The organism is Mycobacterium montefiorense, assembly GCF_003112775.1.
GTDB lineage: Bacteria > Actinomycetota > Actinomycetes > Mycobacteriales > Mycobacteriaceae > Mycobacterium > Mycobacterium montefiorense.
In genome coordinates this window covers 26,301-45,982 of the sequence record NZ_BFCH01000016.1, presented here as the reverse complement: position 1 = coordinate 45,982, position 19,682 = coordinate 26,301, and the positions used below count along the sequence as shown (strand labels likewise).

The following is a 19,682-nucleotide window of genomic DNA, read 5'->3' as shown; positions in this document are numbered from 1 at the left end:
CTTGCAGCACTTGCTGGTCGAGATTCCCCACCACGCTCGCATCGGCGGCATCGGCGGGTATTGCGACGTGATTGCGGGGGCGGGTGGTCCGGGCGGCGCGGCCGGCCTGCTCGGCACTGGCGGCACCGGTGGGGCCGGCGGGCTGTGGTGGGGCAATGGGTCGTCATCAATCGAGTTTGGCCAGGCTCCACAATTCGAGACCAATTACTACGACGTCTATCGGGTCCCGGTCGATTTCGGAAACGGAATCATCACCAGGCCCACCAACATCGGCGTGGTCAGTTCCGCGACGATGACTAATACGGTCACCGGCGTCACGACACCGATTGAGCCCTCGATGGTGGAACCCATTGTCGGCATTGGAGCGATTACCGGAACTCCCCCGTATTTCACGACCAGTCCCACCCAAGCGCTACCGGGCATTCTCGGCAACGGCATGCTCATTGACGAGCCTCGCAATTGTGGCCAGTTCGGTCCCAACCCGCTTTCCGGCACGGCGTCGATGCTCGGTGCGGCGGGTACCAAAGTGAACGTATCGATCAACGGGGGGCAACCCCAAGCCGTCCCGGCGATCGTCGATACGGGTGGCAGGTACGGATACCTTCCCTCAGACCTCATCGGAAACATTCCCGTCGGCGCGAAAGTGCCAGCCGGAACGATCATTTCCGTTACCGCGCTCGACGGGACCCCGCTGTACACGCAGACCGTCAATGATTCCGCTGGTCCCACCGTCACCACGCCGACAACCGCGGACGGCATCTATAACACCGGGTATTTCCCGTTCTCATTGGGACGGATCTACTTCGGGTACGACCCTCCCGGCGTCGGGATAACAACCTTTGACGTGCCAGCAGTCGCCAAGCCCGAAATTCTTGCGGCCAAGATCCACAACGCACAAACCGAGTTGCTCGACGTCGCCGTTTAGGCGAAGTGATGTTCGGTTCACCTGCTATGCCTCGAGTTCGCCGCGGGCGGAGTGGGGGTCACCTCAATGTCGGCTCCAACCGGGCGGCAGGGGTTTCGGTGCTGGGCTCGACGAGATACCTGATCGATCGATCAGGGAGAGACCCTGCGGGGCTACGTGTCTGTGGCGTTGTGTGTGACGGCTCCTCGAGGTCCTCGCCGGACTCGTAGAAGAGACGACTATTCGAGCCGGTGACAATTTCGACGAGGTAGACACCCAGCGGTTCGACCTCGTAGTAGTAATGCGCGTAGCCCTGCGAATCCACCGCCGCGGCACACCAAATGCCCGGTGCGCCACACCTTTGCTTGACCGGTATCGAGAGGACGGCGATCAGCGCAACGACGGCGATGACCGCGGTTCGCAGTGCTTTGTACACTCCACCGCGCCTGTGCGCGTGCATATGTGACCCGTTCTCCTCGGTCATCCCGGTCCTGCGATCTACGCCCTGCATACAACGCCCCCTGAAAGCATTGCCGCAATGATTCACATTAAAAATCTAGAAAATATTCTAGGTAATCTCAGGAACCGTTTCTAGTGTCATAAATAAGCCCACTGATAGCGGGCTTCCCACCGGCGGGGCGGCTTGTCGGCCGTCATCGGATCCGTTGAAGTGTCGGATTGATTGAAGGGATTGCGGCGATGTTGGATTTTGCGTGGTTGGCGCCTGAGATCAACTCGGAGCGAATCTATACTGGTGCGGGGCCGGCGCCGTTGTTCGCCGCGGCAACCGCCTGGGAAGGACTGAGCGCGGATTTGCAAGCGACGGCAGCGGCGATTCAATCGGTGCTTACCGACCTGACAAGTGGACCGTGGACTGGGGCAGCGTCAGCAGCGATGGCGGCTTCAGTTTCGCCGTATGTGCCCTGGATGACGGCGGCCGCCGCGCATGCGACGTTCTCGGCAGGTCAAGCCCAACTGGCGGCAATGGCGTTTGAGACGGCAATGACTGCCACGGTGCATCCGGCGGTGATAGCGGCCAATCGAACGCTGTCTCTGGCTTTGATAGCGACGAATTTGTTAGGGCAAAATACTCCGGCGATCGAATCTACAGAATGCGAATACATGGAGATGTGGGCACAGGACGTGGCCGCGATGTCCGGTTATCACGGCGAGGCGATGTCGTTGTCTGCAGCGTTGACGCCGTTTGATGCACCGCCGGTGAATTTGGAGGAATTCGCTGCCGCGGCGTCGCCACCGCCGGCGCCTGCAGCGTCAGCCCCAGTGCCACCCTCGCGGATGTCTTCACTTGCCAGAGGGTTGTCCGGGGCACCAACGATGGCATCCGAGATGGGCGTATCACAATTGATGTCGGCGGCGCAGGCAGCGTTAGGGCCAGTCGGCACGGTGATGGGCCCGCTCATGCAGTTGGGACAAACCGCGAAGCCGAACGCGACCGGGTTGGTCGGTGCGGCAGTTGAGGGAATGGCCGCCGACCTGCCCAAGTCCCCCTCCGCTACCGCAACCGCCGTAAAGGGCCTGGGTGGCGAGGCAATGGGTCGGGGGATATCGGCAAGTCTCGGGCAGTCACGGCTGGTGGGAGCCATGTCAGTGCCGCCCACCTGGCCGGGTTCGTCACCGGTGGGGATGGCCAGTTCGGCTCTACACGGACTGGGCGCGATATCTAATCCCACTGTGCTTACCGAGGAGCCGGTGGCTGCTGCGGGAACTACTCCGATGACGCCAATGCCCCCCGGCCTCGGCGGTCTCGGCGGCGGCATGCCGGGCGCGATGACCAGCCGCGGCGCCGCGACTCCGACTGCGGCGCAGCGGCCGCACAGTGTGGTGCCGCACATCGGTGTCGGATAACCAATCGGGCGGCGCCGAACTATTGCTGCGCGGTAATGCGCAGCACCTCATCGATTCGTCCACATTCGACAAGATGCCCGATGAGCATGGTTCGCATGGCACGTCGCTGGTCGTCAATGTCGACGATGTCCGGGAGGGCCAAATTATGCAGGGCGAATCCGTGTGCAAGCGCGACCAGGCCCGCGGCAATTTCCTGCGGCTCGGGCATACCCGCCGCCGTAGCGGCGGCCGCTGCCACGGCGTGCGCGGCGGTCAGTGCTTCGCCCATCGTGTCGCGAAACTCAGGTTGACGGGCGGCGGTGAGATAGGCCTCGAGAAGTGCGGCGGTGTCTGGCCATCGCGGAGCGGCAGCCAACGCAAACGCCGTTGCCACTTCATCGGTGGTTCGGTGCTCGTTCGCGAGTGCCGATGCCAATTGGTGCAGGTTTGCGATGTCCTCTCCGACGAATACCAGCAGAGCCTCACGACCCAGGTCAGCGATCGAATTGAAGAAGTAACTGGCCGTTGCCAACGGGAGATTCGCCTGCTCGGTGACCGCACGGTGGGTGAGGCCAGCGAAGCCCTTGGCGGCAGCGACTTCGACCGTCGCGCGGAGCAAGGCGTACCTGCGTGCCTGCGCCCGGAGCTGCCTTTTTTGGGGAGAATTCACCCGGCAACTCTATCTGCCCATTTGGCAATCCGGCCCTCAGCCGGGCCGTCCGCAGCCCCCAATGGCAACGCACTGGCCGTAACGATCAAAGACCGATCTCCGGAAAGCCTTTCAGATTTGATCACGCAATTCGCAGTTTTCACCTGTTTTGACTAGAAATTCTTCCAGGTTTCAGATACAATTAGTTCTAGCTGATTAATTGAAAATGGAAAATGGCGTAACCGCGCCTTGATGGTCACCTAAGGAGAAGGGCAATATGGCAACACGTTTTATGACCGACCCGCACGCGATGCGTGCGATGGCGGGTCACTTTGAGATGCACGCGCAGACGGTGTCGGATGAGGCTCGCAGGATGTGGTCGTCGTCGATGAACATCGCCGGCGCGGGCTGGAGCGGTCAGGCTCAGGCCACTTCTTACGACACCATGGGTCAGATGAACCAGGCGTTCACCAACATCATCAACATGCTCCACGATGTGCGTGACGGGCTGATCCGTGACGCCAACAACTACGAGACGCAAGAGCAGGCCTCGCAGCAGGCCCTCGGCCACTAGCCGCGAAACTCGCTGCTACCCAAACACTTTCAAGGGAGGACGTAGATAATGTCGATCAATTATCAGTTCGGAGATGTGGACGCCCACGGCGCCGTGATCCGCGCGCAGGCTGCTTCGCTGGAAGCCGAGCACCAGGCCATCGTTCGCGATGTGCTGGCCGCCGGTGACTTTTGGGGTGGCGCCGGTTCGGTGTCTTGCCAGGAGTTCATCACCCAGTTGGGTCGTAACTTCCAGGTGATCTACGAGCAGGCCAACCAGCACGGCCAGAAGGTGCAGTCCGCGGGCAACAACATGGCCAGCACCGACAGCGCCGTCGGGTCCGGCTGGGCCTAACTGCGCGCTATACCTTGATTTCTCAATAAGCTCAGGCGCGCTGGGTCCGACCCGTCCACCGGAGCCGGCGAGCTGAAATGCCTGACGCTGTTCTTGATAGTTGTGTCCGAGGGGGGACTTGAACCCCCACGCCCATTAGTAGGGCACTAGCACCTCAAGCTAGCGCGTCTGCCATTCCGCCACTCGGACCAGACCAACGAGAGTTGGCAGCTAAGGCTAGCGGATCGGCCCGCGCGGACCCAAGTTAGCTCGCCGATGCCCGGCCCGGGGCTTCCGCTGCCCGAGCCGGGCGTCCCGGGCAATGGTAGGAAAGGTGGTTGTGACCGTTGAGAACGGAGTTCCCAACCATCCGAGTGACGATGTGGTCGAAGTCGTCAGCAGGCTGATCCGGTTCGATACCACCAACACCGGTGAACCCGAAACTACCCGGGGCGAGGCCGAATGCGCGCACTGGGTCGCCGAGCAACTCGCCGAGGTGGGCTACGTGCCGCAGTACCTGGAGTCCGGCGCACCCGGGCGGGGCAATGTGTTCGTCCGCCTCGAGGGCGCGGACCGCTCACGCGGCGCGCTGCTGATCCACGGGCATCTCGACGTGGTGCCGGCCGAACCGGCCGACTGGAGCGTGCACCCCTTTTCCGGCGCGATCGAGGACGGCTATGTCTGGGGCCGCGGTGCGGTCGACATGAAGGACATGGTCGGCATGATGATCGTCGTCGCACGCCAGCTGAAGCAGGCAGGCATCGTGCCGCCCCGTGATCTGGTGTTCGCGTTTGTGGCCGACGAGGAGCACGGCGGCCGCTTCGGATCGCACTGGCTGGTCGAGAACCGCCCCGAGCTGTTCGACGGCATCACCGAAGCGATCGGCGAAGTGGGTGGTTTCTCGTTGACCGTGCCGCGTCGTGACGGGGGTGAACGCCGGCTGTATCTGATCGAGACGGCTGAGAAGGGCATCCAGTGGATGCGGCTGACCGCCCGCGGTCAGGCCGGCCACGGCTCGATGGCCAACGATCGCAACGCGGTCACTCTGCTCGCCGAGGCGGTCGCCCGGATCGGCCGGCATCAGTTCCCGCTGGTGATGACCGACACGGTGGTGCAGTTCCTGGCCGCCATCAGCGAGGAGACCGGCCTGACCTTCGACACCGCATCCGGCGATGTGGAGGGCGCGATCGAAAAGTTGGGCCCGATGGCTCGCATGTTGAAAGCGGTGGTGCGCGACACCGCCAACCCGACGATGCTCAAGGCCGGGTACAAGGCCAATGTGATTCCCGGGACCGCCGAAGCTGTGGTCGACTGCCGCGTGCTGCCCGGCCGGCAGGCCGCGTTCGAGGCGGAGATCGACAAATTGATCGGGCCGGACGTGACGCGGGAGTGGATCAGGGATTTGCCGTCGTACGAGACCAGCTTCGACGGCGACCTGGTCGACGCGATGAACGCCGCGGTGCTGGCGATCGACCCGGACGGCCGTACGGTCCCCTACATGATGTCTGGTGGCACCGACGCGAAAGCCTTTGCGCGCTTGGGTATTCGTTGCTTCGGCTTCGCGCCGCTGAAGCTACCGCCGGAATTGGATTTCGCATCGCTGTTCCACGGCGTCGATGAGCGGGTACCCGTGGATGCGCTGAGGTTCGGCGTCGAGGTGCTGGCCCACTTCCTGACCCATTGCTAGTGCAGAAAAACCGAAACGAGAGGATCGCCCATGAGCTTGCCCGACCCGTATGACGCGCTGCCGAAGCTGCCGTCGTTCACCCTGACCTCGACCTCGATCACCGACGGTCAGCCGCTGGCCACGCCGCAGGTCAGCGGCATCATGGGCGCCGGGGGAGAAGACGTCAGCCCACAGCTGAGCTGGTCGGGATTCCCCGCGGAGACCCGCAGCTTCGCGGTCACCGTCTACGACCCCGACGCCCCGACGGCGTCCGGCTTCTGGCACTGGGCGGTGGCCAACCTGCCGGCCGACGTCACCGAGCTGCCCGCGGACGCCGGAGACGGTCGCGAGTTACCCGGCGGCGCGCAGCAGCTGGTCAACGATGCCGGCATGCGCCGCTACATCGGCTCCGCGCCGCCGCCCGGACATGGTGCGCATCGCTACTTCGTCGCGGTGCACGCCGTCGACGTCGACAAGCTGGACCTCAGCGAGGACGCCAGCCCGGCGTTTCTCGGCTTCAATCTGTTCCAGCACGCGATCGCGCGGGCCTACATCGTCGGCACCTACGAACAGAACTGAGCGCAGTTCCGACCGCACCGGCCTAGGCTCCGAATGAAAGTCGTGAAGCGTCGCGCGTGTGTGCTGGTTCTGCCCGGCGGCAGGGTGCGCAGCGACGAGGCTTCCCGCTGGTGGCAGCTGGCCAACATCCGGATGATGTTGGTCGCTGCCGCGTTGCGGTGGCGACTGGGCCGCGGCGTCGAGGTGCGACGCGTCCAGTACCGTCTCCGCGGGTGGAACAGTCCGCGCTACGACGCGGTGGCCGACGCCACCGCCGCCCTTGACGCCATCCGTCACCGGTTCGAGCCGAAAAGCATTGTTCTGGTTGGTCATTCGATGGGCGGTCGAGTCGCGACCCGGCTGGCTGCCGACGGGCAGGTCGGCGCCGTGGTGGCACTGGCGCCGTACTGGCCCCGCGACGACGGTGACCTGATTCCGGTGTCCACCCGGCTGCTGGTGGTGCACGGCACCGCCGATACCCGGACCGACCCAGTCAGCTCTCGCATCCAGACGCTACGGGCCCGCGAGCGGGGGATGGATGCGCAGTGGGTGGGCATCGAGGGCGTGGGTCATCACATGGTGCGGCGGTATTTCGAATGGCATCGCCGCACGGTGGATTTCGTCGCCGAATACCTTCAGTAGGTGTTCAACATCGGGCACATTTGCTTGAGCCAGTTGGCAATTGAGCTGCGATTGACGTCGAGAGTGGGATCGCTGGGTTGGGCGCCAACCGTGGTGACGAAATGCTCGATCGCGGCTTTAACCTGGTCGGGAGGACCGTACTTCTCCAGCGTGTCGGCAGCTTTGCGGGCGGTCTCCGGTTTCGACGCGAGCATCAGGTCGTCTTTGGCGCCGCCAAGGTCGTAACAGGTGGAAGTGTCGGGCGGCTCGCCGTTCGCCGTGCCACTCACGCAGCTCGCAATAACCACTGCGATGGCAGTGGTTCCGACAATCGTCAATCGGTTGAATCGCACCGGAGGTCTCCTTTGGGAGGATCGATTGTGGTGCGGCCACCATACAGTTGTCGTCAGCGCGGAGAACAGCGAATTACAGCATCGCGTGTAGCTTGCATATTGTTCGCGATGGCAAAGAATATCTCTGTGCTGCTGACCCGGCTGCTGTTTCGGAGCGCCCCAAACCACTTGAGTCACTTTAGTTTCAGTGATTTCAGGGCCGGCGTTTTCTGTCGGTGGGCGCGATTATCATTCGAACATGAGTTCGAGTAGTCGCGAGGAGATCCAAGCGGGTTTCGACGCACTGCGCAGCGCGGTGTCGCGCGTTGTCGGGCACACATTCGATGTGCTGACCACTCCCGAACGGCTGGCATTGCTGGAGCGACTCGAACGCGAGACTCGGCGCCTGCGGGCGCCGGGGCATGAACTGATCAACCAGATCGGCGAACAGTCCGACTCTGGTGAGCTGGGTGGAACTCTGACCGCGGTGCTCGCCGACCAGCTACGAATCACGCGCAGTGAAGCCAGCCGGCGTATTGCCGAGGCAGTCGAACTGGGGCCGCGGCGTGCGTTCACCGGCGAGCCGCTGCCGCCGGTATTGACCGCGACGGCAGTGGCCCAGCGCGACGGCAAGATCGGCCCATCCCACATCGCGGTGATCCGCCAGTTCTTCGACCGGCTGCCGCAGTGGGTGGACATCGAGACCCGGGAATGCGCGGAGAAGGATCTAGCCGAACACGCCACCCAGTATCGGCCGGACCAGGTCGCCAAACTCGCCGACCGGCTGGCCGCTTGCCTGAACCCCGACGGCAACTACACCGACAGCGACCGGGCCCGCCGGCGTGGGCTGATTTTGGGCAAGCAGGACATCGACGGCATGTCGCGGCTCAGCGGCTGGCTGACTCCCGAGGCCCGCGCGACCATCGAGGCCGTGCTGGCCAAATCCGCCACTCCCGGCATGTGCAACCCCGACGATGACGTGCCTGTCGTGGACGGCGAGGCCGATCAAGACGCGGTGCGGTGCGATGGCCGCACCAACGCCCAGCGCAATCACGACGGAATCAACGCCGCGCTGCGGGCACTACTGGCCAGTGGAAAACTAGGACAGCACAACGGTTTACCGGCCACGATCATCGTGACCACCACGCTCAAAGACCTCGAAGCCGCAGCGAGTAAGGGACTGACTGGCGGCGGCAGCGTCCTCCCCATCCGCGATGTGATCCGTCTGGCCCGCCACGCCCACCACTACCTGGTGATCTTCGACGATGCCAAACCCGTTGCGCTGTATCGCACCAAACGGCTGGCCTCGGCCGGGCAGCGAATAGTGTTGTACGCCAAAGATCGTGGCTGTACTCGACCGGGTTGTGACATACCCGGGTACTGGTGCGAGGTGCACCATGTCGAAGACTGGGCGACAACCCGCTGCACCGACATCGACCAGCTCACGCTGGCCTGCGGCCCCGATCACAAACTGCTCGAGGCCGGCTGGAACACACGAAAGCGCAAAGACGGTGACACGGAATGGATCCCGCCACCACATCTCGACCGCGGGCAGCCAAGGGTGAACACGTTCCATCACCCGGAGAACCTGTTGGCTGACGGAGAAGACGGCGCGGCGTGATTTAGCCGGGTGGTAGCTCTCCGGCGGCCGAGCCGACCGCATCGCTCAGCGAGGTAAACCCGCCGTCGTGTAGCCGCTTCGCGATGCCGTCGTGAATGTGCTTGGGCCACAAGCCGCCTCCGTAGATGAAGCCGGTGTAGCCCTGCAGCAGCGAGGCGCCCGCGGTGATCCGCTCCCAGGCGTCGTCGGCGGTCTCGATGCCCCCGACGCTGATCAGCACCAGCCGATCGCCGACCCGGCGGTAGAGCCGGCGCAGCACCTCGGCCGCGCGCCGCGCCACCGGCGGCCCGGAAATGCCGCCGGGGCCCAGCTCGTCGACTCCCGGCGTGCGCAGGCCGTCGCGCGACACCGTGGTGTTGGTCGCGACGATGCCGGCCAGGCCCAGTTCGACGGCCAGGTCCGCGATGTCGTCGACGTCGGAATCGGAGACGTCCGGCGCGATCTTCACCAGCACCGGTACCGACGCTTCGGCGAGGACGGCCGACAGGATGGGCCGCAGCGACTCGACGGCCTGCAGATCGCGCAGCCCGGGCGTGTTGGGCGAGCTGACGTTGACCACCAGATACGACGCCAACGGGCCGACCAGCCGGGCGCTGGCCCGGTAGTCCTCGACGGCCTCGTCGGCCGGTGTGACCTTGGTCTTGCCGATGTTCACCCCGATCGGCACGTCCGGCTGGTGGCGGGCCAGCCGGGTGGCCAGCTCCCCGGCGCCGTGATTGTTGAACCCCATCCGGTTGAGCAACGCCCGGTCGTCGGGCAGCCGGAACAACCGCGGACCCGGATTGCCGGGCTGCGGGTGCGCGGTGACGGTCCCGACCTCCGCATACCCGAAACCCAAGGCGCCCCAAGTGAGCAGCCCCATGCCGTCCTTGTCGAAGCCGGCGGCCAGGCCCAGCGGTGCCGGGAAGGGCACACCGAACACCGTGCTGGCCAACACCGGATTGGTCGGGCCAAGCAGCCGGTGCAGCAGCCGCCGCAACGGCCCGGCGGCGGTCGCGCCGCGCAGGGCGGCGAACACCAGGGTGTGAATACGTTCGGGCGGAATCACGAAGAACAGCCGGCGCAGCAAGCCGTACACGCTAAGACGCCGCTCGTGCGCCGTCACAGTTCCGGCTGATCGGGCCGCCGGTCATTGACACGAGATTTCTTGCGGCGCAACAGCACCCGTCTACTGCCGTCGGTGTAGAGCCGCACCCGGGTCAGCTCCCAGCCGCGATATTCAGCCTCGATGGACAACCGGATGGAGGCACTGATCCTGGTCACCTCCGGCGGCAGGCGCAACGGCACCCACTCGTAGTCGTCGGACATATCCGTGTCCCAGCCCGCCGGTAGCCGGCTCCACCGTGCCGTGGTCAACGCGGTCCCGCCGCATGCTCGATGACCTGAACTCCTGCCCCGGATCCCGACACCACGTACAAGGTGCCCGAAGCTTCGTCAAAGGCCAACGAGTTGGGTTGCTGCACAGTTGGGTAACGCACCTTTTCGACGGGAATTCCGGTTGACAAATCGTAACCAATAACCATATTCGATGCGGTTTGTGACACCCACGCCAAATCGCGAGAGCCGGCCAATCCGTACGGGGCCTGCCGCACCGGGTAGGCCTGTCGCAGGATCAGCGGATCAACGCCGTACACCAGCAGTTCGTCGCCGCGGGTGTCGGCCACCAGGACCCGGCCCACCGGATCGGCGACCATCGTCGTCGCGCCCTGGCCGGCCCGCAGTGATTGGGCGGCACGACCGTCCGCGCCGATCGTCGTCACCGAGGTCTGTCCGCGATCCAGAACCACGATCGTATTTCCTTGTGTGACAAGCCAATCAACCTTGGCGAAGATCTTCTTCCGGCTCTTGACCACCGCGGTGTCCGTGCCGTCGGGCGGCGAAGCCAGCGTGTACACGGCGCCGTCGGCGCTGCCCAGCACCAGTAAGCCGTCGGCGCGGCGTGCGATAGCGGTGAAATCCACGCTCGCCGAATCGGCGACAGTAACCCGCGCGGTGCGCCCGGTGGCCAGATCCACCACGAAATAGCTGCCGCGGGCGGCCAAATAGGCCTTGCCGTGGCCGTCGCCGGTCAGCGCGCTCGTCGGTCCCGGCAAAGCGATTACGCGCGGCGCGACCTGCCCTTGACCGAACACGGTGATGCTGGCGGGGGCTCGGAGATCGGCTGCGTTTTCGGAGGGGGCCAAGACCGCCAACTGGTGTGTGCCGTCGTCGAACAGTGTCGCCGCCGCGTGCCCGGCCAGCGGCCGCACCGTGCCGGCCGGATCTTGCGATACCGGCGGCGACACGGCCGGACGTGCCGCCTCGATGGTGGGCGGGGCGCTATCGAGCGGATTCGATGAACAACCAGCGACCAGCGCTAGCAAAATAAGCAGGCCAACAAAACGCCGCTGAACTGTTCGTTTCTGGTGCTTACGTCGTGTTAGCAACAACCAACCTTGAATCGGCGGACATGAAGTTCAAATTCTAAGGAATGCTGGCGCATCCAATGGGGCCATGTTGCCCGCATCCGCCCGCACTGGAGAGGTATGGTCGGATTGTGACCGTCATCGCTGACCGGCATACCGCAGACAAAGAGTTTGCTGTCGAAGATATTTCGACAGGGATCTTTGCGAGCGGTTACGGGCAAGTCGGTGATGGACGCAGCTTTTCGTTTCACATTGAGCATCGTTCGCTCGTCGTCGAAGTTTACCGGACGCACCTTGCCGGGCCGGTTCCGCAGGCCGAGGACGTGGTCGCGACCGCGGTGCGCGGCCTGGTCGACATCGACGTCACCGACGAGCGCAGTCTGACCGCCGCGGTGCGCGACTCGGTCGCTGCAGCGGTCCCCGTCCCTCACTAGTCACCTCAGGTAGCGGCGACCCGCACCAGGTACGGTCGTCGTCGTGGCAGCGGTAGCGGCGATGTCGTGGTGGCAGGTCACCGTGCTGTCTGTAGTGCAGGGTTTGACCGAGTTCCTGCCGGTCTCGTCGTCCGGGCACCTGGCGATCGTCTCCCGGGTCTTTTTCTCCGGCGACGCCGGTGCCTCGTTCACCGCGGTGAGCCAGTTGGGCACCGAGGCCGCTGTGCTGGTCTACTTCGCGCGCGACATCTGGCGCATCCTCAAAGCCTGGTTCGCCGGCCTGGTCGCAACGGCGCGCCGCGATCTCGACTACTGGATGGGCTGGTACGTCATCATCGGCAGTATCCCGATCGGTGTGCTGGGCCTGCTGTTCAAAGACGAGATCCGCTCCGGTGTGCGCAACCTGTGGGTGATCGCGACGGCGATGGTGGTGTTTTCGGCCGTGATCGCGCTGGCCGAGTACCTCGGCCGGCAGACCCGTCACGTCGAGCAGCTGAACCGGCGGGACGCCCTGGTGGTCGGGGCCACGCAATGTCTGGCTCTGATTCCGGGCGTGTCACGGTCCGGGGCGACGATCAGCGCCGGGCTGTTCTTAGGACTCGACCGCAAGCTGTCCGCCCGATTCGGTTTTCTGCTGGCCATTCCCGCGGTGTTCGCCTCCGGGCTGTTCTCGATCCCGGACGCTTTTCACCCGGTCACCTCGGGCATGAGCGCCACCGGCCCGCAGCTGTTGGTGGCCACAGTGATCGCGTTCGTCATCGGTCTGTCCGCGGTGGCCTGGTTCCTGCGGTTTTTGGTGCAGCACAGCATGTATTGGTTCGTGGGCTACCGGGCAGTGGCCGGAGCCGTCGTGCTGACCCTGCTAACGACCGGAACGGTGGCCGCGACATGACCGTCATCCTGCTACGCCACGGCCGCTCGACCTCCAACACCGCGGGCGTCCTGGCTGGCCGCTCCGAAGGTGTCGACCTCGACGACAAGGGCCGCGAGCAATCCGTCGGGCTGATCGACCGCATCGGTGACCTGCCGATTCGTGCGGTGGTCACCTCGCCGCTGCTGCGCTGCCGGAACACGGTCGCGCCGCTGGCCGAGGCGCTGTGCCTGGAGCCGCTCGTCGAAGACCGGCTCGCCGAGGTGGACTATGGCGACTGGACGGGCCGCAAGATCGGCGAGCTGGCCAACGAGCCGCTGTGGCGGGTGGTGCAGGCCCATCCCAGTGCCGCGGTCTTTCCCGGCGGCGAGGGACTGGCACAGGTGCAGGCGCGCGCAGTCGCCGCGGTGCGCGAACACGACCGGCGGCTGAGCGAGGAGCACAAGGGTGACGCGCTGTGGGTGGCTTGCACTCACGGTGATGTCATCAAGTCGCTGATCGCCGACGCATACGGCATGCATCTGGACGGCTTCCAGCGCGTCACTGCCGACCCCGCATCGGTGAGTGTCATCCGCTACACCACGCTGCGGCCGTTCGTGTTACACGTCAACCACACGGGCGGGCGGCTGGCCGCCGCATTGCGGGCCGGACCGCCGCCCAAGGGTGACGCCGAAAGTGACAAACCAGAAGAGCCGCAACAACAACCGGCCGAGGCGGAGCCGTCGAGCGACGCGGTGGTCGGGGGAACCACAGACTAATTCCGCTACCGCAACCGATCGAATCGCGTTGCGAGGGCAACAGCCGGTATTTTGGGAGGTGCCATGCCTCGCGCAATTCATGTATTCCGCACACCCGACCGCTTCGTGGCCGGGACCGTCGGTCAGCCCGGAAATCGCACCTTCTACATCCAAGCGGAGGGCGATTCCCGGGTGGTTTCCGTGGTGTTGGAGAAGCAACAGGTTGCGGTGCTCGCCGAACGCATCGGTGCGCTGCTGATCGAGGTGAATCGCCGGTTCGGCACACCCGTCCCGCCGGAGCCCGCCGAGGTCGATGACCTCAACCCGCTCAGCACGCCCGTCGACGCGGAATTCCGGGTCGGGACCATGGGCCTGGGCTGGGACTCGGAAGCCCAGACGGTGGTGGTCGAACTGCTCGCCGTCACCGACGCCGAGTTCGACGCGTCGGTCGTGCTCGACGACACCGATGAGGGTCCCGACGCGGTGCGCGTGTTTTTGACCCCGGAGTCGGCACGCCAGTTCGCCACCCGGTCCAATCGCGTGATCTCGGCGGGACGTCCGCCATGCCCCCTGTGCGACGAACCGCTGGACCCTGAGGGCCACATTTGCGCGCGTTCCAACGGCTATAAGCGCGGTGCGCTGCTCGGGTCTAACGATGAACCCGAGGAATGACGATCGCGCAATCTTGCGGGACGGCGAGCTGACCGTTCTCGGACGGATCCGCTCGGCCAGTAACGCCACCTTCCTGTGTGAGTCCACGCGCGACGAGTCCAGCGTGCACTGCGTCTACAAGCCGATCTCCGGTGAGCAGCCGCTCTGGGATTTCCCCGACGGGACGCTCGCCGGCCGCGAATTCGCCGCGTATCTGGTGTCGACGCAACTGGGCTGGAACCTGGTGCCCTACACCATCATTCGTCGCGGTCCAGCTGGTCCGGGCATGCTGCAGCTATGGGTGCAACAGCCCGGTGACGCGGTGGACACCGACCCACGGCCGGGGCCGGATCTGGTGGACCTGTTCCCCGCCCACAATCAACAGGCGGGTTATCTGCCGGTGCTACGAGCCCAGGACTACGACGGCGACGAGGTCATCCTGATGCACGCCGACGACATTCGGTTGTGGCGGATGGCGGTGTTCGACGTGCTGATCAACAATGCCGACCGCAAGGGCGGTCACGTGCTGCGCGACCTCGAAGGCCACATCTACGGCGTCGACCACGGGGTGTGCCTGCACGTCGAGAACAAGCTGCGGACGGTGTTGTGGGGCTGGGCCGGCAAGCCGATCGACGATCAAATGCTGCAGGCCGTCGCCGGCCTGGCCGAGGCGCTGGGCGATGAGTTCGGCGATGTGCTGGCCGAACACATCACCTCCTCGGAGATCGCGGCGCTGGGCATGCGGACACACGCGCTGCTGGAAAACCCGGTGATGCCCGTTCCGAGCCGGCATCGCCCCATTCCGTGGCCCGCGTTTTAAGACCCGGCATTGGCGTCGGCGATACTGAAGCGGTGAGCCCGGCCCCCGAAGAGATGAGCGATGCCGAATTGGCCGCCGATCTCGCCGCCGACGCGGGGGAGTTGCTGCTGAAAGTGCGCGAGGAGATCGGCTTCGGCCATCCCTGGATGCTCGGCGACGCGGGCGACAGCCTGGCCAATGAGCTGATCCTGCGGCGGCTGCGGGCCGAGCGCCCCGACGATGCGGTGCTCAGCGAGGAAGCCTATGACGATCTTGCGCGGCTCAAGAATGACCGGGTGTGGATCATCGACCCGGTGGACGGCACCCGCGAGTTCTCCACGCCGGGGCGTGACGACTGGGCGGTGCACATCGCGCTGTGGCAGCGTCCCACTGATGGCCAGCGCGAAATCACCGATGCGGCAGTATCTTTGCCCGCTCGGGACAACATGGTGTACCGCAGTGACACCGTGACCGACAGCCAGGCGCGGGTCGGTATTCCGCAGACACTGCGGATCGCCGTCAGTGCCACCCGGCCACCGGCCGTGCTGCACCGGATCCGGCAGACGCTGGCGATCCAGCCGGTGGGGATCGGCTCGGCAGGCGCCAAGGCGATGGCCATCATCGACGGCGACGTCGACGCCTATCTGCATGCCGGCGGCCAATGGGAATGGGACTCGGCGGCGCCGGTCGGAGTGGTGATGGCCGCGGGTATGCATGCGTCCCGGCTGGACGGCTCGCCGATGCGCTACAACCAGCCCGACCCGTACCTGCCCGACTTCGTGATGTGTCGTGCCGAGGTGGCTCCGATCCTGCTCGGCGCCATCCGCGACGCGTGGGGCTAACCGGCTGGCGCGCTATCGGCCCAAGCGACGTCGCCAGTCTCTGGCGGACAGCAACCGGACCGCGTTCTCGACGAAACGGCCCTTCTTGCGGCTGTAGGGGTACCAGAGCAATTCGGTTTTCATCGCGACCCGCTCGGCGACGATGCTCTTCTGGCGGCAGTACTTACGGATGCCATCGGCGCCGCCGGAACGCGAACCCAGCCCCGACTCTTTCCATCCTGGCATCGGAACCCCGAATTGCAGTAAGCCGGTGATGACGTTGTTGATGTTCACCGTCCCCGTATTCATCTGACGCGCAACGGCATTCGCCTTGTCCTTATCCCGCGGCCACACGCTGCCGGCCAACCCGAGATTGGAGTCGTTGGCCTTTTCGATGGCCTCGGCGACATCGCGCACCTTCATTACCGGCAGGGTCGGGCCGAAGGTCTCCTCACGCATGCAGTCCATGCCGTGGTCGACGTCGACCAGCACCGTCGGCTCGTAGAACAAGCCGGCAGGATTGCTCGACTTGCCCCCGACCAGCACCTTGGCGCCCTTGCTGACCGCGTCGTCGACATGGCGGGACACGATGGCCAGTTGCTGCTCGGTGGTCAGTGACCCGATCTCGGCGGAGTAGTCGTGCGCGGCGTCCATGCCCTGACGCAACTGAGATGTTTTGGCCACCAACTTGTTCACGAATTCGTCGTAGATCGGCTCCTCGACGTAGATCCGCTCCACCGAGATGCAGACCTGGCCGCTGTAGACGAATCCGCCCCAGACGGCGCCGTCTACGGCCCGGTCGATGTCGGCGTCCGCGCACACGATCATCGCGTCCTTGCCACCGAGTTCCAGGCTGCACGGGATCAACCGCTGCGCGGCCGCGACGGCGATGCGCCGGCCGGTATTGAGCGATCCGGTGAACATCACGTAATCCACGACATCGACCAGGGCCGCACCGGTTTCGCCAAAACCAAACACGACGTCGAGCACCTCGGGCGCACCGATCTGCTTCCAGCCTTCGACCGCCACCTGCCAAGCCAGCGGGGTGATCTCCGAAGGTTTAGACAGCACCGCGCAGCCGGCCATTAACGCCGCGGGTACGTCGAGCAGCGGCACCGATAGCGGGCCGTTCCATGGCGTGATGACACCGACTAGGGGATAGGGCTCGTAGACGATGGTCAGCTTCTTGGTGAGGTTGGCTGCGCCCCACGGACGTACGTTCTGGTCGGCGAGGAATTCCGCGGCGGTGTCGATCCAGTAGTTGACGATTTGCACCGCGGCGATCTCGACACCGGTGTCGGCCCAAGACTTGCCGGTTTCGAGTTGCAGTGGAGTCAACACGTCGTCGCGGTGGTCGAGCATCCAGTCACGCCACTTGCCCAGCCACTCCGCTCGGCCGGCGACTCCCATTTGCTGCCAGGCAGGCTGTGCCGCCCGCAGTCGGTCTGCCAGCGACTTGACTTCCGCCGTGGTGGATACGGGGACCCTGCCGACGATGTCTCCAGTGGCCGGGCATTTGACCACGACTTCCTGGCGAGCGTCCGGTTCGGTTTGGCCTCTCCGGTCGGTTGTATTCAGCGACATTGCCATCACCTCACCCAGCGGAGCTCATCGATTTTGCTCGGTATCGGACAGCAAAGCACAGAACCGGCGGTGTCGACACCGTTTGCGGTAGGCAAAGCGGGTGCCCGCAGATGGGTCGTCCCACCCGCCGCGCCTAGAGTCGAAGCATGCAGTCGTGGTCTTCCGCACAGGTTCCGGTGATCCCCGGAAGCGGCCCGGATCTACGGCTCTACGACACCTCCGACCGTCAGGTCCGCCCAGTGGCGCCGTGGTCGACCGCCACCATGTACGTCTGCGGGATCACGCCGTATGACGCCACTCATTTGGGCCACGCGGCTACCTATCTGGCGTTCGACCTGATTCACCGGCTGTGGCTGGACCTGGGATACCAGGTGCATTACGTGCAGAACGTCACCGACGTCGACGACCCGCTGTTCGAGCGCGCCGCGCGTGACGGCGTCGATTGGCGTGAGCTCGGCGATCGCGAGGTCGCCCTGTTCCGCGAGGACATGACCGCGCTGCGGGTGCTGCCGCCGCGCGAGTATGTCGGCGCAACCGAGGCTATTCCCGAGGTAATCGAGCTTGTCGAAAAAATGCTGGCGTCGGGGGCGGCCTACGTTGTCGATGACGAATACCCGGACGTCTACTACCGCGCGGATGCCACGCTGCAGTTCGGCTACGAGTCGGGCTACGAGCGGGACACCATGCTGCGCTTGTTCGCCGAGCGCGGCGGCGACCCGGACCGTCCGGGTAAGACCGACGAACTCGACGCGCTGCTGTGGCGCGCCGCGCGGCCCGGCGAGCCCAGCTGGCCAGCACCGTTCGGCGCCGGCCGGCCCGGCTGGCACGTCGAGTGTGCGGCGATCGCGCTCAGCCGCATCGGCAGCGGCATCGACATTCAGGGCGGCGGCCGCGACCTGATCTTCCCGCATCACGAGTTCACCGCGGCGCACGCCGAATGTGTAAGGGGCGAAAGGAGATTCGCCCGCCACTATGTGCACGCCGGAATGATCGGCTGGGACGGGCATAAAATGTCGAAGAGTCGCGGCAACCTGGTGCTGGTGTCGGGGCTGCGCGCGCAAGGCGTGCCGCCGTCGGCGATTCGGCTGGGTCTGTTGGCCGGGCACTATCGCGCGGATCGGTCCTGGAGCCAGCAGCTGCTCGACGAGTCGGCCGCGCGGCTGCAACGCTGGCGCACCGCGGTTACGCTGCCCGCCGGGCCGGACGCAACCGACGTCATCGCGCGGGTGCGCAAGTATCTTGCCGACGACCTCGACACCCCTAAAGCTATTGCCGCACTTGATGGTTGGACCACCGACGCGCTCAATTACGGCGGACATGACGCCGCGGCGCCGGGGTCGGTAGCCGCCGCGATCGATGCGCTACTCGGGGTAGACCTGTAGTCGCTGGGGAAGGTACGTTGTCGGCCATGGCATCGGTGCAGGGCAAAGTCGTTCTCATTACGGGCGGTGCCCGGGGAATCGGTGCGGAGGTCGCGCGCCGTCTGCACAATAAGGGCGCCAAACTCGTGGTGACCGATCTGGACCAGGCCGCGCTGGCCGCGCTGGCCGCCGAACTCGGTGGCGACGAGCACGCGCTGACGGTCGTCGCCGACGTGCGCGATCTGCCCGCCATGCAGGCCGTCGTCGATAAGGCCGTGGAACGTTTCGGCGGCCTCGATGTCGCCGTGGCCAACGCCGGTATCGCCAGCTATGGTTCGGTGCTACAGGTCGACCCGGAGGCCTTCAGGCGGGTGCTGGATGTCAACCTGCTCGGCGTCTTTCATACGGCGCGCGCCACGCTGCCCGCGCTGATCGACCGGCGTGGCTATCTGCTGATCGTCTCGTCCCTGGCGGCGTTCGCGGCGGCCCCGGGAATGGCGCCCTACGACATGTCGAAGGCCGGCAACGAGCACCTGGCCAATGTGCTCCGCCTGGAAGTTGGCCATCTCGGCGTCGGCATCGGCTCGGCACACATGTCCTGGATCGACACCGCTTTGGTTCGCGATACCAAGGCCGACCTGCCCTCGTTCGGCACCCTGCTCAAGAGGCTGCCGTGGCCGTTGAGTAAGACCACCGACGTAGACAGCTGCGCGGCGGCCTTTGTCAAGGGCATCGAGGGCCGCAAGGACCGCATCTACTGCCCGCGCTGGGTGGCCGCGTTCCGTTGGCTCAAGCCGGTTTTGTCCACTCGCCTCGGTGAATTGCCGGTCCGCCGAACCACTTCGGAGCTGATGGCTGCGATGGATGCCGAGGTTGTGGCGCTTGGCCGTTCCACCAGCGCGTACAACCAGGAGTTGGGCAAGGCCTAGCGCCTGGC

General features: G+C 65.2%; 22 protein-coding genes, 1 tRNA gene and 1 pseudogene. 16 read left to right on the top strand and 8 right to left on the bottom strand.

Going from position 1 to position 19,682, the window contains the following annotated elements; translation table 11 throughout:
* The coding region (locus DB708_RS27250) for a PecA family PE domain-processing aspartic protease (RefSeq protein WP_165839790.1) at positions 1–925 on the top strand (925 nt) is incomplete at its 5' end.
* Positions 926–1,112: 187 nt separating this feature from the next.
* Here DB708_RS27250 and DB708_RS09940 read toward each other — a convergent pair.
* Positions 1,113–1,364 (bottom strand): annotated as a pseudogene (locus DB708_RS09940) (hypothetical protein); the annotation flags it as partial.
* A 239-nt stretch (positions 1,365–1,603) separates the two neighbouring features.
* Here DB708_RS09940 and DB708_RS09935 point away from each other — a divergent pair.
* Positions 1,604–2,770 (top strand): PPE family protein, encoded by a 1,167-nt coding sequence (locus DB708_RS09935; protein ID WP_108921784.1) that lies wholly within the window; start codon positions 1,604–1,606, stop codon positions 2,768–2,770.
* A 19-nt stretch (positions 2,771–2,789) separates the two neighbouring features.
* Here DB708_RS09935 and DB708_RS09930 read toward each other — a convergent pair whose 3' ends face one another.
* Positions 2,790–3,419, bottom strand: a complete 630-nt coding sequence (locus DB708_RS09930) for a TetR/AcrR family transcriptional regulator (RefSeq protein ID WP_108921783.1) — start codon at positions 3,417–3,419, stop codon at positions 2,790–2,792.
* A gap of 256 nt (positions 3,420–3,675) precedes the next feature.
* Here DB708_RS09930 and DB708_RS09925 point away from each other — a divergent pair, with 256 nt between their 5' ends.
* Both DB708_RS09925 and DB708_RS09920 read left to right on the top strand, forming a co-directional pair.
* The gene (locus DB708_RS09925) at positions 3,676–3,972 is read left to right on the top strand and encodes a WXG100 family type VII secretion target (protein ID WP_108921782.1); all 297 of its coding nucleotides are present in this window, start codon (positions 3,676–3,678) and stop codon (positions 3,970–3,972) included.
* A 48-nt stretch (positions 3,973–4,020) separates the two neighbouring features.
* Positions 4,021–4,305 carry a WXG100 family type VII secretion target gene (locus DB708_RS09920; protein WP_108921781.1) on the top strand — a complete coding sequence of 95 codons (285 nt, stop codon included), beginning with the start codon at positions 4,021–4,023 and terminating at the stop codon, positions 4,303–4,305.
* Positions 4,306–4,408: 103 nt separating this feature from the next.
* Here the strand turns inward: DB708_RS09920 and DB708_RS09915 are convergent.
* A tRNA-Leu gene (locus DB708_RS09915) sits at positions 4,409–4,494 on the bottom strand.
* A 112-nt stretch (positions 4,495–4,606) separates the two neighbouring features.
* Here DB708_RS09915 and DB708_RS09910 point away from each other — a divergent pair.
* From DB708_RS09910 to DB708_RS09900, 3 genes are read left to right on the top strand one after another with little or no spacing between them, the layout of a single operon-like run.
* Entirely contained in the window at positions 4,607–5,971 is a 1,365-nt protein-coding gene (locus DB708_RS09910) for a M20/M25/M40 family metallo-hydrolase (RefSeq protein WP_108921780.1), read from the top strand.
* Between the two features lie 30 nt (positions 5,972–6,001).
* Positions 6,002–6,529, top strand: coding sequence for a YbhB/YbcL family Raf kinase inhibitor-like protein (locus tag DB708_RS09905; RefSeq protein WP_108921779.1), 528 nt, complete (start codon positions 6,002–6,004; stop codon positions 6,527–6,529).
* A gap of 33 nt (positions 6,530–6,562) precedes the next feature.
* On the top strand, positions 6,563–7,150 hold the full coding sequence (locus DB708_RS09900) for an alpha/beta hydrolase family protein (protein WP_108921778.1): 588 nt from the start codon (positions 6,563–6,565) through the stop codon (positions 7,148–7,150).
* On the opposite strand, the gene DB708_RS09895 is transcribed toward DB708_RS09900, so the two are convergent.
* Positions 7,144–7,419, bottom strand: a complete 276-nt coding sequence (locus DB708_RS09895; protein ID WP_133250997.1) for a hypothetical protein — start codon at positions 7,417–7,419, stop codon at positions 7,144–7,146. The two genes, DB708_RS09900 and DB708_RS09895, sit on opposite strands and share 7 nt — an antisense overlap.
* Before the next feature lie 301 nt (positions 7,420–7,720).
* Between DB708_RS09895 and DB708_RS09890 the strand changes: the two genes are divergently transcribed.
* A complete protein-coding gene (locus DB708_RS09890) occupies positions 7,721–9,082 on the top strand; it encodes an HNH endonuclease signature motif containing protein (protein WP_108921776.1) in 1,362 nt (453 codons plus the stop codon).
* Between the two features lies 1 nt (position 9,083).
* Here DB708_RS09890 and DB708_RS09885 read toward each other — a convergent pair whose 3' ends face one another.
* Genes DB708_RS09885 through DB708_RS09875 form a run of 3 tightly spaced genes read right to left on the bottom strand, consistent with a single transcriptional unit; the run spans position 9,084 to position 11,508 of the window.
* Complete coding sequence (locus DB708_RS09885; RefSeq protein WP_165839791.1) at positions 9,084–10,160, bottom strand: quinone-dependent dihydroorotate dehydrogenase; 1,077 nt, start codon at positions 10,158–10,160, stop codon at positions 9,084–9,086.
* A 23-nt stretch (positions 10,161–10,183) separates the two neighbouring features.
* The gene (locus tag DB708_RS09880; protein ID WP_108921775.1) at positions 10,184–10,438 is read right to left on the bottom strand and encodes a DUF5703 family protein; all 255 of its coding nucleotides are present in this window, start codon (positions 10,436–10,438) and stop codon (positions 10,184–10,186) included.
* Positions 10,435–11,508, bottom strand: coding sequence for a YncE family protein (locus DB708_RS09875; RefSeq protein WP_108921792.1), 1,074 nt, complete (start codon positions 11,506–11,508; stop codon positions 10,435–10,437). Before DB708_RS09875 ends, DB708_RS09880 begins: the two co-directional genes overlap by 4 nt.
* A gap of 110 nt (positions 11,509–11,618) precedes the next feature.
* On the opposite strand from DB708_RS09875, the gene DB708_RS09870 reads away from it, so the two are divergent.
* The 6 genes from DB708_RS09870 (at position 11,619) to DB708_RS09845 (ending at position 15,821) form a co-directional block, all read left to right on the top strand.
* Entirely contained in the window at positions 11,619–11,921 is a 303-nt protein-coding gene (locus DB708_RS09870; protein WP_108921774.1) for a hypothetical protein, read from the top strand.
* A gap of 61 nt (positions 11,922–11,982) precedes the next feature.
* On the top strand, positions 11,983–12,813 hold the full coding sequence (locus DB708_RS09865) for an undecaprenyl-diphosphate phosphatase (RefSeq protein WP_108921773.1): 831 nt from the start codon (positions 11,983–11,985) through the stop codon (positions 12,811–12,813).
* The gene (locus tag DB708_RS09860) at positions 12,810–13,550 is read left to right on the top strand and encodes a histidine phosphatase family protein (protein ID WP_108921772.1); all 741 of its coding nucleotides are present in this window, start codon (positions 12,810–12,812) and stop codon (positions 13,548–13,550) included. The genes DB708_RS09865 and DB708_RS09860 overlap by 4 nt, the downstream gene beginning before the upstream one ends.
* A 63-nt stretch (positions 13,551–13,613) precedes the next feature.
* A complete protein-coding gene (locus DB708_RS09855) occupies positions 13,614–14,201 on the top strand; it encodes a DUF3090 domain-containing protein (protein WP_108921771.1) in 588 nt (195 codons plus the stop codon).
* On the top strand, positions 14,185–15,000 hold the full coding sequence (locus tag DB708_RS09850) for an SCO1664 family protein (RefSeq protein ID WP_338103966.1): 816 nt from the start codon (positions 14,185–14,187) through the stop codon (positions 14,998–15,000). Before DB708_RS09855 ends, DB708_RS09850 begins: the two co-directional genes overlap by 17 nt.
* 53 nt (positions 15,001–15,053) lie before the next feature.
* Positions 15,054–15,821, top strand: coding sequence for a 3'(2'),5'-bisphosphate nucleotidase CysQ (locus DB708_RS09845; RefSeq protein ID WP_108921770.1), 768 nt, complete (start codon positions 15,054–15,056; stop codon positions 15,819–15,821).
* A 12-nt stretch (positions 15,822–15,833) separates the two neighbouring features.
* Here DB708_RS09845 and DB708_RS09840 read toward each other — a convergent pair whose 3' ends face one another.
* Positions 15,834–17,384, bottom strand: coding sequence for an aldehyde dehydrogenase family protein (locus DB708_RS09840; RefSeq protein ID WP_108921790.1), 1,551 nt, complete (start codon positions 17,382–17,384; stop codon positions 15,834–15,836).
* Positions 17,385–17,530: 146 nt separating this feature from the next.
* Here DB708_RS09840 and mshC point away from each other — a divergent pair, with 146 nt between their 5' ends.
* The gene (gene mshC, locus DB708_RS09835) at positions 17,531–18,766 is read left to right on the top strand and encodes a cysteine--1-D-myo-inosityl 2-amino-2-deoxy-alpha-D-glucopyranoside ligase (RefSeq protein WP_108921769.1); all 1,236 of its coding nucleotides are present in this window, start codon (positions 17,531–17,533) and stop codon (positions 18,764–18,766) included.
* Positions 18,767–18,792: 26 nt separating this feature from the next.
* The gene (locus DB708_RS09830) at positions 18,793–19,674 is read left to right on the top strand and encodes an SDR family oxidoreductase (protein WP_108921768.1); all 882 of its coding nucleotides are present in this window, start codon (positions 18,793–18,795) and stop codon (positions 19,672–19,674) included.
* Positions 19,675–19,682: the final 8 nt, after the last annotated feature.

Excerpts from the sequence above, each read along its gene's own strand:
- DB708_RS09910 (WP_108921780.1), top strand. The coding sequence starts at position 4,607 with ATGGTAGGAAAGGTGGTTGTGACCGTTGAGAACGGAGTTCCCAACCAT.
- DB708_RS09925 (WP_108921782.1), top strand. The coding sequence starts at position 3,676 with ATGGCAACACGTTTTATGACCGACCCGCACGCGATGCGTGCGATGGCG.
- DB708_RS09830 (WP_108921768.1), top strand. The coding sequence starts at position 18,793 with ATGGCATCGGTGCAGGGCAAAGTCGTTCTCATTACGGGCGGTGCCCGG.
- DB708_RS09920 (WP_108921781.1), top strand. The coding sequence starts at position 4,021 with ATGTCGATCAATTATCAGTTCGGAGATGTGGACGCCCACGGCGCCGTG.
- DB708_RS09905 (WP_108921779.1), top strand. The coding sequence starts at position 6,002 with ATGAGCTTGCCCGACCCGTATGACGCGCTGCCGAAGCTGCCGTCGTTC.
- DB708_RS09890 (WP_108921776.1), top strand. The coding sequence starts at position 7,721 with ATGAGTTCGAGTAGTCGCGAGGAGATCCAAGCGGGTTTCGACGCACTG.
- DB708_RS09840 (WP_108921790.1), bottom strand. The coding sequence starts at position 17,384 with ATGTCGCTGAATACAACCGACCGGAGAGGCCAAACCGAACCGGACGCT.
- DB708_RS09855 (WP_108921771.1), top strand. The coding sequence starts at position 13,614 with ATGCCTCGCGCAATTCATGTATTCCGCACACCCGACCGCTTCGTGGCC.
- DB708_RS09850 (WP_338103966.1), top strand. The coding sequence starts at position 14,185 with ATGAACCCGAGGAATGACGATCGCGCAATCTTGCGGGACGGCGAGCTG.
- mshC (WP_108921769.1), top strand. The coding sequence starts at position 17,531 with ATGCAGTCGTGGTCTTCCGCACAGGTTCCGGTGATCCCCGGAAGCGGC.
- DB708_RS09845 (WP_108921770.1), top strand. The coding sequence starts at position 15,054 with ATGAGCGATGCCGAATTGGCCGCCGATCTCGCCGCCGACGCGGGGGAG.
- DB708_RS09900 (WP_108921778.1), top strand. The coding sequence starts at position 6,563 with ATGAAAGTCGTGAAGCGTCGCGCGTGTGTGCTGGTTCTGCCCGGCGGC.
- DB708_RS09860 (WP_108921772.1), top strand. The coding sequence starts at position 12,810 with ATGACCGTCATCCTGCTACGCCACGGCCGCTCGACCTCCAACACCGCG.
- DB708_RS09865 (WP_108921773.1), top strand. The coding sequence starts at position 11,983 with ATGTCGTGGTGGCAGGTCACCGTGCTGTCTGTAGTGCAGGGTTTGACC.
- DB708_RS09935 (WP_108921784.1), top strand. The coding sequence starts at position 1,604 with ATGTTGGATTTTGCGTGGTTGGCGCCTGAGATCAACTCGGAGCGAATC.